The 13413-nt window shown below is 46.2% G+C and carries 14 protein-coding genes; 5 read left to right on the top strand and 9 right to left on the bottom strand.

Annotated features, from left to right (window positions below; genetic code table 11):
* Positions 1–29: 29 nt before the first annotated feature.
* Positions 30–977 (bottom strand): CYTH domain-containing protein, encoded by a 948-nt coding sequence (locus tag AYW75_RS02910; RefSeq protein WP_067095166.1) that lies wholly within the window; start codon positions 975–977, stop codon positions 30–32.
* 113 nt (positions 978–1090) lie between these two features.
* Between AYW75_RS02910 and argE the strand changes: the two genes are divergently transcribed.
* Positions 1091–2272, top strand: coding sequence for an acetylornithine deacetylase (gene argE / locus AYW75_RS02905; RefSeq protein WP_067095163.1), 1182 nt, complete (start codon positions 1091–1093; stop codon positions 2270–2272).
* Positions 2253–3575: an amino-acid N-acetyltransferase gene (gene argA, locus AYW75_RS02900; RefSeq protein WP_067095160.1), complete on the top strand. Its 1323-nt coding sequence runs from the start codon at positions 2253–2255 to the stop codon at positions 3573–3575. Before argE ends, argA begins: the two co-directional genes overlap by 20 nt.
* 67 nt (positions 3576–3642) lie before the next feature.
* On the opposite strand, the gene AYW75_RS02895 is transcribed toward argA, so the two are convergent.
* The 6 genes from AYW75_RS02895 to rpoE form a co-directional block, all read right to left on the bottom strand.
* Positions 3643–4065, bottom strand: coding sequence for a chemotaxis protein CheW (locus tag AYW75_RS02895; protein ID WP_067095157.1), 423 nt, complete (start codon positions 4063–4065; stop codon positions 3643–3645).
* Positions 4066–4209: 144 nt separating this feature from the next.
* Positions 4210–5598 carry a DegQ family serine endoprotease gene (locus AYW75_RS02890; RefSeq protein WP_067095154.1) on the bottom strand — a complete coding sequence of 463 codons (1389 nt, stop codon included), beginning with the start codon at positions 5596–5598 and terminating at the stop codon, positions 4210–4212.
* 65 nt (positions 5599–5663) lie between these two features.
* The gene (locus tag AYW75_RS02885; protein ID WP_067095152.1) at positions 5664–6131 is read right to left on the bottom strand and encodes a SoxR reducing system RseC family protein; all 468 of its coding nucleotides are present in this window, start codon (positions 6129–6131) and stop codon (positions 5664–5666) included.
* Positions 6124–7071 (bottom strand): MucB/RseB C-terminal domain-containing protein, encoded by a 948-nt coding sequence (locus AYW75_RS02880; protein WP_067095149.1) that lies wholly within the window; start codon positions 7069–7071, stop codon positions 6124–6126. The genes AYW75_RS02885 and AYW75_RS02880 overlap by 8 nt, the downstream gene beginning before the upstream one ends.
* A complete protein-coding gene (locus AYW75_RS02875) occupies positions 7068–7718 on the bottom strand; it encodes a sigma-E factor negative regulatory protein (RefSeq protein ID WP_067095146.1) in 651 nt (216 codons plus the stop codon). Before AYW75_RS02875 ends, AYW75_RS02880 begins: the two co-directional genes overlap by 4 nt.
* 2 nt (positions 7719–7720) lie before the next feature.
* Entirely contained in the window at positions 7721–8308 is a 588-nt protein-coding gene (rpoE, locus tag AYW75_RS02870) for an RNA polymerase sigma factor RpoE (RefSeq protein WP_197478891.1), read from the bottom strand.
* Positions 8309–8530: 222 nt separating this feature from the next.
* Here rpoE and nadB point away from each other — a divergent pair, with 222 nt between their 5' ends.
* Positions 8531–10165, top strand: coding sequence for an L-aspartate oxidase (gene nadB / locus AYW75_RS02865; RefSeq protein WP_067095143.1), 1635 nt, complete (start codon positions 8531–8533; stop codon positions 10163–10165).
* Here nadB and AYW75_RS19195 read toward each other — a convergent pair.
* Positions 10098–10481 carry a hypothetical protein gene (locus AYW75_RS19195; RefSeq protein ID WP_407943034.1) on the bottom strand — a complete coding sequence of 128 codons (384 nt, stop codon included), beginning with the start codon at positions 10479–10481 and terminating at the stop codon, positions 10098–10100. The genes nadB and AYW75_RS19195 overlap by 68 nt on opposite strands.
* Before the next feature lie 46 nt (positions 10482–10527).
* Positions 10528–10812: an FAD assembly factor SdhE gene (locus AYW75_RS02860; protein ID WP_067095140.1), complete on the bottom strand. Its 285-nt coding sequence runs from the start codon at positions 10810–10812 to the stop codon at positions 10528–10530.
* A gap of 324 nt (positions 10813–11136) precedes the next feature.
* On the opposite strand from AYW75_RS02860, the gene AYW75_RS02855 reads away from it, so the two are divergent.
* Complete coding sequence (locus AYW75_RS02855; protein ID WP_156490796.1) at positions 11137–12444, top strand: ABC transporter substrate-binding protein; 1308 nt, start codon at positions 11137–11139, stop codon at positions 12442–12444.
* 103 nt (positions 12445–12547) lie between these two features.
* Positions 12548–13408 (top strand): carbohydrate ABC transporter permease, encoded by an 861-nt coding sequence (locus tag AYW75_RS02850; RefSeq protein ID WP_067095135.1) that lies wholly within the window; start codon positions 12548–12550, stop codon positions 13406–13408.
* The last annotated feature ends 5 nt before the right edge of the window (positions 13409–13413 follow it).

Genomic DNA, 13413 nt, shown 5'->3' with positions numbered 1-13413 from the left:
CTTATTTTTATTCACGCAACGGGCATGATTTAGTCAAGCTGCTTGTTCAGCCACTGCCCCGTCTCTAACATCATTATTCCCGTTTCTAACGTGCCTGCCAATCCCGACAGCAAAGACTCGTCATTGGCTTTGAAAAAAGCATCGTATCGTTGATCTAGAGATTCCAACTGCTCGGAAATTTGTGCAGGAACACATTGTTTTAATTGTTGTAAGGCCGATCGAATGGGTTGCAGCAACGCTTCGTCTTTTAGATAGAACATAGCTTCCCAATACACTAACCATGTTTCGTACCAGTACTCCGCAAAGCTCATCATCGATGCTTGCGCATTCGGTTTTTTCGGAAACTCTATACGACGGTGTTTTAAACGCGAGCCTTTTTGGGCTTTCGAAACGACACTGACTTGAACTGGAATATCAATGGCGATGTATTTTGCAAAACTATACAAGGCGGTCTCAGGGCCAGACTTAAGCTCTAACTCCAACTCACAAATGCTGTCCCGACCAAACGTTGAGGACACTTCACCTTCGTCACAAACCACTTCAATGACGGCACCTTCATAATGGATTAACCAGACATGACGTTTAAAATCGGTACGGAAGACTTCTATTAAATCCCGTGACCATGCCATGTCTTGTAAAGCATCGGACAACGGTACCTCTTTCAATAGCGTTAAATCTAACGCGTCGGAAGGTAAAGACCATTCCCACTCACCTCGGGCATGCATACCGATACGACTACTGCCGCGTGTTTTGACGGTTTGAATATAGGCTTGATTAACAGCACGGACACGTAGAGCAATGCCGTTTCCCAATAACAAACCATCAGCAGTATCGAAGTAGCCATTCATTAAATCGAGCGTCGCTTGGCGGGCACTGCTTGAACTGACGTTTTTTTCACAAAATTCATCGAGAAAATCACATGCAGACTTGAGATACTCGGGGTGAACCATTAACTTTAGTTCAAGCTCGGTAGCCATATTTCATAACCTCATAACTTCCGGATTTGCCGGAGACAACTGTGCAAAGAAGCAAGTTTACCAGAAGCGAACGTGTGTAAGATAAATTTCACTGTACGCAACAGGAGTATCTCATGACCTCACTTCCCTCATTACTGAGCATGATGTCCCAACTGATCGCCACGCCCTCTATCAGTTGTAGCCAAGCAAGTTGGGATCAGTCAAATAAAGGTGTCATTTTATTATTAGAAAATTGGCTGACAGGACTAGGATTTCAATGTGAAATCATGCCACTGCCAGGACAACCAGACAAAGTGAACCTGATCGCTACGATCGGTGAAGGGGCTGGCGGATTAGTGCTGTCTGGGCATACGGACACCGTTCCATACGATGAAGACCGCTGGCAGAGTGATCCATTTAAGCTTAATGAACGCGACAACAAGCTCTACGGCTTAGGCACCTGCGATATGAAAGGTTTTTTTGCCATCGTCATAGATACCCTCAAAAACATGGATTTAAGCAAGCTTGAGCAACCTTTGATCATTCTTGCGACGGCCGATGAAGAAAGTTCCATGGACGGTGCTCGTGCCTTGGTCAAAGAAGGTCGCCCTAAAGCCCGCTATGCGCTCATTGGCGAACCTACTTCATTAACGCCTATTCACGCTCATAAAGGCATTATGATGGAGAAAGTTCGTATCACTGGCCAAGCGGGGCACTCTTCAAATCCTGCGCTGGGTAGCAATGCATTGGATGCCATGCACGCCGTGATGTCAGAGCTGATGATCTACCGAAACGGCTTAAAACAAACCTACCGCGATGCCAACTTTGTGATTGACTACCCAACCATGAACTTTGGTTGCATCCATGGGGGTGATAACCCCAACCGTATTTGCGGTCGTTGTGAATTAGAATTCGATATTCGTGCCTTACCGGGGATGGATAACCAGTCTTTGTATCAAGAAATCACCGCTTTGTTGCCTCGCATTGAGCAAAATACAGGAACTCAAATCGAGTTACATCACTTGTTCCCAGATGTACCATCATTTTCAACCCAGAAAGAGTCCGATATTATTAAAGCGTGTGAACGACTCACACAAAAAGATGCCGCCACAGTAGCCTTTGCAACAGAAGGACCGTTTTTAAACCAATTAGGTATGGAAACGTTAATATTAGGCCCTGGGTCCATCGATCAAGCCCACCAGCCAAACGAGTTTATGGCGCTCGATCAAATCGCGCCCATGCAGCACGTCATCAAAGGATTAGTGGAACGCTATTGTTTAACCCCGAGTACAGAAAATGAGGCATCACGTGTCTGACGAGCTCAATTACGTAGATTGGTTTCGCCACTCTTCACCCTACATCAACGCGCACCGCGGTAAAACGCTGGTGATTTTAATTCCTGGTGAAGCGTTTGAGAGCCCTAACTTTTCCAACATCATCCATGATCTAGCCTTGCTGGATTCTCTTGGCATTCGACTGGTGCTTGTGCAAGGTGCACGACCACAAATTGACCGAGCGCTGGGTAACCGACGGTTGTCGTCTCGTATTGAAGACGGCTATCGTGTCACGCCGCAAGACCAGCTCATCGATGTCATTCAAGCCTCTTCAGCGGTGCGCGTGCAGCTAGAAGCACAGCTATCCATGGGGTTATCGAATACACCTATGGCCAATGCCGGCCTGCGTGTTTGCAGTGGCAACTACGTTGTGGCACGACCACTAGGTGTGGTTGATGGTATTGACTACGGCCACTCGGGAGAAGTGCGCCGCATTGACCGTGATGCCATCTTCCGACTTCTAGAAGATGACAACATGGTGCTTTTGCCACATTTAGGGTTTTCTCCCACTGGCGAAGTATTTAACCTCAAAGCAGAAGACGTTGCGACCCAAGCAGCAATTCAGCTGAAAGCCGACAAACTCATCATCTTTACTGAAGATGAGGGCATTTTTGATCAAAAAGACGAGTTGTTTTCTGAGTTACTGGCGCATCAGGCTGACACGATTTTGGCGCAAGGTAGTCTTTCACCAGAAACACGTAATGCTCTAGAAGCCTGTCTGATGGCGGTACGGGCACAAGTTCCTCGCTCGCATATCATCTCATTCAATGAAAACGGTGGCCTACTAAGTGAGTTATTCACTCGTGAAGGCTCTGGCACTATGATTGATGAAGACAGCTATGAACGACTGCGCTTAGCAACCATTGAAGATGTAGGCGGCATGATGCAATTGCTAACACCACTGGAAGACAAAGGCATTTTGGTCCGCCGTTCCCGTGAGTTGCTAGAGAATGAGATCGAGCGCTTCATTGTGATTGAGCGCGATGGCGCAATTGTCGCATGTGCTGCACTCTATCCGTTTGAACAAGAGCGTGCTGGAGAGTTAGCTTGTGTCGCAGTCTCCCCAGAATACCGAGGCTCTAATCGTGGCGAACGCTTACTTAAAGGTATTGAAGCCGAAGCAAAACAGCAGGGGCTTGATACTATTTTCTTACTGACAACACGGACTGCTCATTGGTTTATTGAACGAGGTTTCAAAGAAACTAATCTAGAATCTTTGCCAGCTCAAAAACAAGCGCTCTATAACTATCAACGCAATTCTAAAATTTTTGCAAAAAAGTTTTAGTTTTCTAGTTAGCTTTCTTGATCGTGATAAACCAGCGGTATCGATGTGGCTGGTTTATCACTCAGACTCAATTCAGGGCCGAACAATATTCTGAAAAATCGACCATAATGTACAACTCACCTTCTTCCAGCATAGTTCCCTGTATGCACTGATGAGAGCGGTATTCTACACTGCCTATTTCTAATGAATCTGGCAGGTCCATTACTCTTTCAACGCTTTCTACTCTCACGCCAAAGTAACCAGTAGGAAGGTCGATGACGACAATGTGGCCTTCTTTATCACACTGGTTTGGGTTGATACCCAAAAGATGCGAACCGTATAAAACCGTCACCATATTACCGCGAACCTCGATCATCCCCTCTACCCCAGGGCTACTGCCTAGTGCAGGCGAAGGAGATTGATAGCTTAGAACTTCTTTTACGCAATGAAGCGGGTGTATATAACGCTCTTCTCCCAAGCGAAAGCAGATCCCCTTTTCAACAGTCTCCACAACCCCTCCAGATAAAATTTGAACACACAACAGACTCAATTAATCGCAAAAATACTTACACGTCTAAACTTTTCATTCAAGTTAAACACAAAAAAAGCTCGCTACTGGAGACAATAGCGAGCCTTTAAACATCTAAATGATGTGTTATTCCACTATTTTAAAAGGAATAAACATTGGGTAACCATCACGGATAACACGCATTGGAACCGAACGGTTTGCCGGAATGGTTTGTGCAATTCGATTAAACTCTGCCACACCTTCGATCGTTTCGCCGTTAAGCATGGTGATCACATCACCTTGTTGAAGGCCATTTCGCGCTGCAGCACCGCCTAAAACTTGCTGAATCATGACACCTGCGTCGACATCCATGCTTTCAGGCACTTCAGTAACAGTCATTCCCAAACGATTCTCATCAGCTTTTTGCTGCGCAATTTTAGCTGTATCAGGACGTTTAGCTAGTGCAATGGTAATGGTGCGCTCTTTACCATCGCGGAATACTTGTGCTTTCGCATCCGTCCCCACTTTTAGCTCGCCAACCAAATAAGGTAATTCAGAAGAGTGTTCAATGGTCTTACCGTTAAAGGCCATAATGATATCGCCTGCTTTCAAACCAGCTTCTTCCGCTGGCGAATCCGGCATCACACGACTCACCAGTGCACCATGTGGTCGATCTAGATTAAACGATTCAGCAAGATCACGGTTCACATCTTGAATCAACACACCTAGCCAAGCTCGTGAGACCTTGCCGTCCGATTTAAGCTGTTCAACCACAGACATGGCAACATTTGACGGAATTGCAAACGACACACCCATAAAGCCACCTGAGCGCGTGTAGATTTGTGAGTTAATACCCACTACTTCGCCATCCAGGTTAAACAGTGGACCACCTGAGTTACCAGGGTTAATTGCAACATCGGTTTGAATGAAAGGCACATAGTTGTCACTTGGCAAGTTACGACCAATAGCACTCACAATCCCAGCTGTAACAGTGTAATCAAAACCAAATGGTGAGCCGATGGCCAGCACCCACTGTCCTGCTTTTAGATCGTCTGAATCACCCATATTCACAATGGGCAAGTCATCATCAGCTTCAATCTTAAGCAACGCTAAATCAGTACGAGCATCGGTACCCACTAATGTCGCTTCGTATTCGCGACGGTCATTTAACCGAACATGAATCACATCCGCACCATCAATCACGTGATTATTGGTCAATACATAACCATCATGGGAAATGATAAAACCCGAACCAAGTGAACTACGTTGACGCTGACGCGGCTGCTGTGGTTGCTGCTGACCAAACGGTTGTTGGCCAAAGAAATGACGAAAAAACTCGTTCAGCTCACGCGCATCAGGGTTTAATTGACGTTTGTCAGAAGAAGGGGTTTGCTCGGTACTGATGTTCACCACTGCGGGTGAAGCATCTTCAACTAGATCCGTAAAATCAGGAAGATTCGCTGCGTTTGCCAGTGAAGAGAGCAGCATCAATAAGCTGACGCTGACCCAGCTCACACGTTTTAGCAATCTGTTCATGTATTGGTCTCCTCAGACGTACCAAAGTTAGTATGTTGCTATAGTGTCAGGTGAAGAGGGATTTTTCAGGCTTTTTGAACCACCGGAATGATCTTGGCCTGATTTGTATTGATTCTCAGAACTCGCGGATAATAATCTGGATTCTTAGTTTCTTGAGACGACTTCCATTTCGCCGCCAGCAAACCACCAGCAAATCCACTTATCGCTCCGACAACCGAAACAATCGTTTGTTCCGTAACCAGTGCAGGTAATGAAGCGCCAAGCACTAGCCCAAGTAGAGGTACGGCATACATCCACAAAGAGGCCTGCAATAATGTGTCTTCAGGGATCCCAACCACCACACTTTGCCCCGTTTTTAGGTCATCAGTAGCGATCGCTTTCATCAACATACGGTTGCTGTTAGACACTTTTGCAATCGTATGATGACCACAACCATGGCGTGCACGACAACTGGTGCAACTACTGGTGCGAATGGTTTCCACTTCTGCAATGCCATCTTCAATAGACAGCACCGTACCATTTTCTTCAATCATTATTTGAACCCGGCATCATAACTGCCATAAGACGTTGGATCGTCTGCGCAGGCACTTCACCAACAAGGGTTAAAAGAAACATTTGGTCACCCACTTTAATACTTTTTTCACCCGCGATGGTCGCGCCTAAATTCATTAAGGCTTGCGGACGCTTTTTATCGGTGCGCTCTACAAAGACAGACACTGTGCTCATACCATCAGACAGCAATAACATGTTGGTGGTGTCATTCATGCGACGAGCATCTTTCCAAACAAGGTCAAAGCCCTCTGGCAACCAGTCAAAATGCCAATGACGGGAAACAACTTCAGGCTCTATCTCTACAAATTTTTGGGTATAAGAGTCATCATTGGGGGCGAAGTCGGCTTCTTTCAAGTCAGGCGAAAACTCGACTGAGGTAAATTGAATTCGCTCGAGCAGTTTGTTATCAGAGTTTAAGACATCATGCTTCAGTAGAAAGCCATTCTCTTTATCTACCCAAAACTCATGTCCGTAGCGAAATTCATCTTTAGGGGTCAATGTCAGCTTAACCGCACTGCGCGAGGCAATACGTTGACCTTCCTGAGCCACCTCAACATCATACGCTTGGGTTAAACGATCTTTATCGAGCTTTTGAAAACGTCGAAACGGCTCAGCAGGTAAAAAACCTGCAACGTAATCTTCTTTTTCAGGAAAAACACAAATCACACTGTCATCAACTCGAATGACCGTAATACGCTGACCGTCTAAATCCTCTAAACTTTCGTACTCTACACCTCCAATTAAGCCTCGGCGAATACGCATAGAATTCATCATGCCAGCTTCTTGATGGACAAATACGCCATCGTAGGCAACGGAGTCAAACGACTCAGTCATGCGGGCCAGCCAATCCACTCCGGACTGGGCAGCCCAGAGGGTGCTACTTGTAAGCACCAAAAGTGAAAGGACTAACCCACGAATCATTGCGGTTTACCTTGTGGGTAACCCACGACTCTCGCCATCGGTATCATGCCTTGGCCTACTGTCATCGAAGCTTGCTGAGCATGTTGACGCAAGTAGTTCTGTAGACGCTCATTGTTTTGCAGTGCCTCTTCAGCGCTGCGCGCACTAAACGGCTCAGTAGGCATTTGCTGAACAGGGGGCGTTGCTGCAAATACTGGTGTTTGAGCCGTACTATCACCTTGCAATAAAACATTACCGCCGAGGACAACAGCAAATGCGACGCTTGCGGCGACCGCCAGCCCCGAAAACACCGAACGTTTCGACAAGCTTGATCTTGATGCCATATTTGGCAATGTTACTTGCTCAAGTTTTTCAGGCTTAGTTAAAGCTTGGCTTTGGGTCGGAAATGCCACCACATTTGTGTCTTGCTTACCTTCGTCTAATTTTCGATGAATTTGATCTAAGAAAGATCCCGCATCATCAATCAATAACGTTTGCTCAGGCTGTATCGCTTGGTGAATGCGGTGATAACGATCGACTTGGCTTGCGAGCGTTTGCCTATCACTTGCTAACAATGCATCAATATCAGCATGCGTGGCTTCACCATCTAAAAATGCCGATAAACTATCATCATTGCCCGAGCTGTGTTTGTCGTAGAATTTTGACATAACTACTCTCCTCCCCCAAATATGGGACGAATACGTTTTTCCACAGCTTCACGGGCGCGAAAAATACGCGATCTAACAGTACCCACAGGACAATCCATGACTTGGGCAATATCTTCGTAACTCAAACCATCAAACTCACGTAAGGTTAATGCCCCACGCAGCTCCTCCGGTAGATCTTTGATCGCACTTTGAATCTCTGACTCTAAACGATCACGGTTCAGGTTAGCATCTGGCGTACCACCGTCGGAAAGTTCCCTATAGCTCGCATGAACGTCTTCGTTATCCAATTCAACATCGCTAGTAGGAGGCCGACGAGAGCGGCTAACAAGGTAATTTTTCGCAGTATTCACCGCGATACGGTAAAGCCAAGTGTAGAACGCACTTTCCCCTCGGAAGCTATCAATTGCCCGATACGCTTTGATAAAACTATCTTGAGCCACATCCAGCACTTCATGCTTGTCCTGAATATAACGGGATATCAACGCGGCTACTTTGTGCTGATATTTCAATACCAGCAAATCAAATGCGCGCTTATCACCGTTCTGAACTCGCTTAACTAACGCCTCATCACTGGACGTTTCGTGCTGCATAGGCACCTCATAATTCATTAACATACTGTGCCCACCAAGTTGTTGCATATATGGACAACGTGCGGTTTGGAGAGTTCCATGAAAAGATACTTTGTACCTTTAAGAAGCATTGAATTCTATTTATTTCATCTGTTGTACGACTTGAGTGTCGCACTGAGGTATTCATTGAAGCTCTAAAGAAGTGTAATATTAATTCTGTTTAACACTACTTAGAACAACAACATGAGCAAACATCTTCACCACGACATTGTCATAATCGGCGCAGGCGCAGCCGGTCTAACTCTTGCACTTGAGCTTGCTAACGAGCACAAAGTTGCGATTTTGACGAAAGGCGACATCTCAGAAGGCTCTACGTTGTACGCTCAAGGTGGTGTCGCGGCGGTCATGTCTGACAAAGATACCGTGGATTCCCATGTTCAGGATACCATTAATGCTGGCGCGGAACTGGGGAATGAAGACGCTATTCGCTTCACCGTAGAAAACTCCAAACAAAGCATCGACTGGTTGATTGATCAAGGCGTACCGTTTACCCGCAATGGAGCAAGCGAAGACTACCACCTAACCAAAGAAGGGGGGCACAGTCACAGACGTATTATCCATGCTGCCGATGCAACAGGCTTAGCCATTTCTAAAACCCTGGTTAAGAATGCGCTGGCTCATCCTAATATTCACTTCTATCCTGACCGTGTCGCCATTGATTTGGTGACCACCCAGAAACTTGGTTTAAGCGAAGAGAATCGCGTCATTGGTCTTTACGCATTGAATCAAAAAGAAGACAAAGTAGAAGTATTTCATGCTCACCGTGTTGCACTTGCGACAGGGGGCAGCAGTAAAGTGTATTTATACACCAGTAACCCGGATACAGCTTCAGGTGATGGTATCGCCATGGCATGGCGCGCCGGTTGTCGCGTCGGCAATATGGAGTTCAACCAATTCCACCCGACTTGCCTGTATGACGCCAAAGCAAAAACGTTCTTAATATCTGAAGCTGTGCGTGGTGAAGGGGGTCGTTTGTTGCTTCCCGATGGCACTCGTTTCATGTTCAATTTTGATGACCGTGGCGAACTCGCGCCGCGCGACATTGTTGCCCGCGCTATTGACCATGAAATGAAACGCTTAGGGGTTAAGCACGTATTGCTGGATATCTCCCACAAGGATCCTGAATTCATTAAAGAACACTTCCCAACCATCTATAAGCGCTGCCTAAACTATGGTCACGACATGACCAAAGGCCCTATACCTGTCGTTCCTGCAGCGCATTACACCTGCGGCGGTGTTGTGGTAGACCAACATGGTACAACAGATGTCGCCGACTTATATGCGATTGGGGAAGCGTCCTATACTGGCTTGCATGGCGCTAACCGTCTTGCCAGTAATTCGTTACTCGAGTGCATTGTTTACGCACGCTCTGCAGCGCAAAAAATGCTAGCGGACAACGAGCCGCGCGCAGATTATCAAATACCTGATTGGGATTCTTCAAAAGTCACGGACTCTGATGAAGACGTTGTGATCACCCATAACTGGCATGAGCTGCGCCGTTTCATGTGGGATTACGTCGGAATTGTGCGCACCAATAAACGTTTATTGCGAGCGAAACACCGAGTCGACTTGCTGCTTTCCGAGATCGAAGAGTTCTACTCCAATTACCGTGTTTCGGCCGACTTACTTGAGTTACGAAACCTTGCCGTTGTTGCAGACTTGATTATTCAGTCAGCCATGGCCCGCAAAGAAAGCCGTGGCCTGCACTTTACTTTGGACTATCCAGACAAGCACGAAAAGAGTACCCCGACTATTTTAAAGCCGAGGATTCGTTCCTCTGAGCTGGAAAGCCCATCAACTTGTCCACGCTTAGCCTAGATCGTAAATAGCGGTAATCCGCTGTCGTCATTTGGTCTCTATAAACCAAACGATAGCGGTTAATCAGGGTGGAGAGTTTGTCAGAAAAGGTAATTTTTTGCGCCATCGGAACTTTAACCACCATCCAATGCTCCGTTAGATAGTGTAACTGGCAGTACTCAGAAACTTGCTTTTGAACCCACTCCACTCGGTCATCATAACATTCGACGATGACCTCAGGTTGGCGCATTTGTCGTACAAATATAGCTGCTAACGCTAACCAGCAGAGGCATTGAGCCACTACTGACCATTGCAATAAAATCACTAAAGCAGTCACAGCTATAAGCCATAGCAGTGATACCACTTTAGCAAGCCTAGAAGGCTTAAGCGCGATAGTTCTCTGGCTGCACACGAGTCACAATCACATGGACTATACGAGCTAAGTCTGGATCTTCAGGTACTTCTTTCTGCATGAACCAAGGAAAAATTTCTTGATCTTCACATTCGATAAGCTTGTAAAAACGCTGCTTATCCTCTTCTTCTAGTGATAAAAACACATCCTCTAAGAAAGGCTCAAATAATACATCTAGCTCCAACATTCCACGGCGGCATTGCCATTTTAAACGCTTAAAGCCTGGTGAATCCTTCGATTCAATTTGATCAGTCATGAAAGGTCTCCCCAATATAGAGGCGCCATTATAGCCCCTCGCTTAGTCCGGGCAAACCAGCCGATATAGCAAAATAATGCATTCTTGATATGAGTCTTTAGATTTTACTTAGTGAGACAGCAAGATCTACACAGTCAAAAGAGTATTATTTTGACTACATATTCATACATATAGCCTCTAAAGAAACAAAAAAGTACCACTATCCATTGTTAATGTACTAGTGAGTCAATTAAGACTTGTCCTATTCTTACACTACTTGATCAACAATCGATCAAGCTTTTTAGGTGCGACAATAAAAAGAAACTTACCCAAATGGGAGAACCTATGAAAAGTCTTACCAAAACAGCCATCGCATGCGCTGTTACGCTCGCCACTTTTAATACGTTTGCTGAAACACAAATTACCGTTGCAACGGTAAATAACGGTCACATGATCGAGATGCAAAAGCTGACACCTGAATTCGAAAAACAAAATCCAGACATCAAAGTAAAATGGGTCACACTCGAAGAAGGCGTGTTGCGCCAAAATGTCACTCAAGACATTGCCAATGGTAGTGGTCTGTATGACGTGATGACCATAGGTATGTACGAAGCACCTATTTGGGGAGAACGCGGCTGGTTAGAGCCCATTGATACCAGCGGCTCTTATGATGTAAAGGATATCTTACCTTCTATCCGTGGCGGTCTTTCTTATGATGGCACTATGTTTGCCTCCCCTTTTTATGGGGAAAGCTCTATGGTCATGTATCGTAAAGATCTCGCTGAGAAAGCTGGCGTAACGATTAGCGACCGCGATAGCTGGGAGCACATTCGTGATGCCGCTGCGGCCATGAATGATCCCGATAATGGCATATACGGTATTTGCCTGCGTGGTAAAGCTGGCTGGGGGGACAATATGGCATTCCTTTCCGCGATGGCCAACTCCTTTGGTGCTCGATGGTTTGACATGGATTGGAAGCCGCAGCTAACGTCGGACGAATGGAAAAATGCCGTTTCATTCTATGTCGATTTGCTGGATAACTATGGTCCACCAGGTGCCAGCGGTAACAGCTTTAACGAAAACTTAGCACTGTTCAACGAAGGTAAGTGTGGTATGTGGATTGATGCCACCATTGCCGCCTCTTTTGTTACCGATCCAAAACAATCGAAAGTTGCAGATCAAGTTGGTTTTGCTCAGTCGCCTTATGCCGTTACAGAGAAAGGTGCTAACTGGCTTTGGTCTTGGGCGCTAGGCATTCCGGCCGCGACGAATAACGCTGACGCCGCGCAAAAATTCGTACGCTGGGCCACCTCTAAAGAATACATCCAGCTTGTAGGGGCTAAAAATGGTTGGGGTGCCGTACCAACAGGCACACGTCAATCAACCTATGATAATCCTAAGTTCCGTGAAGCAGCCGTGTTTGCTGAAGCTGAACTTAAGGCCATCAATTCAGCCAACCCAAATGACAGCACGCTGGAACCTTCACCTTACGTCGGTGTTCAATTTGCGGCCATTCCTGAATTCCAAGCGATTGGTACAACAACAGGACAAATGGTCTCCGGTGCCTTAGCTGGCAGCTTATCCGTTGATAAAGCTCTGGAATCCGCTAATCGTTCTGCTGATCGTCAAATGCGTCAAGCCGGTTACTACTAAGTTCACAAAGTAGAGCTTCTACACCGAAAGGTTAACAACCTTTCGGTGTACTTCCTCCGTCGTGAGACGCGCTCTAAAAGCTACAATAACGAGAGAAAATCCCATGAAGCGTTCCATTACTCGCTTACTGATGGCTCCCTCCGTGCTACTGCTCTTAGCATGGATGCTGGTGCCATTGTCCATGACCATTTATTTTTCCACCATCAATTACAATCTTCTGTACCCGGGTCGTAATAACTTCGTTGGCTGGATGAACTTTGAGTTTTTCATTACCGACCCAGGTTTCTGGATTGCCATTTCCAATACGCTCATTCTGTTGATTTCAGTACTACTGATTACCGTGGTGCTCGGGGTCGCCTTATCGGCACTGATTGATAAGCCGTTCTTTGGACGAAACGTTGTCCGAGTCTTATTGATTTCCCCCTTCTTCATCATGCCAACCGTCAATGCGTTGATCTGGAAAAATATGATGATGAACCCGGTCTATGGAATCTTCGCTTGGATCTCTCAATCCTTCGGATTAGAGCCCATCGATTGGCTATCTGACTATCCTCTTATGTCGATCATTATTATGGTGAGTTGGCAGTGGCTACCGTTCGCCATTTTAGTATTTGTTACCGCGCTTCAGTCTCAAGACACGGAACAAAAAGAAGCGGCACAAATGGATGGCGCCAACGGTTGGCATATATTCCGCTACTTAACGGTACCTCATTTGGCCCGCCCTATTGCCGTAGTTGTCATGATCGAGACAATTTTCTTATTGGCCGTTTTCGCTGAGATCTATGTTTCTACCGGGGGGGGCCCAGGTTACGACAGTACCAACATAGCTTACTTAATTTACAACCAAGCTTTATTGCAATACGACGTAGGCGTCGCCTCAGCGGGTGGTCTATTCGCCGTACTGTTGGCCAACATCGTTGCCTTTTTCTTAATCCGCGCTGTCGGCAAAAACCTAACAGTGTGAGGTAA

The sequence above is a fragment of the Marinomonas atlantica genome (genome assembly GCF_001639725.1).
GTDB lineage: Bacteria > Pseudomonadota > Gammaproteobacteria > Pseudomonadales > Marinomonadaceae > Marinomonas > Marinomonas atlantica.
The sequence above is the reverse complement of the archived record's forward strand: the minus strand, read 5'-3'. Positions and strand labels throughout refer to the sequence as shown.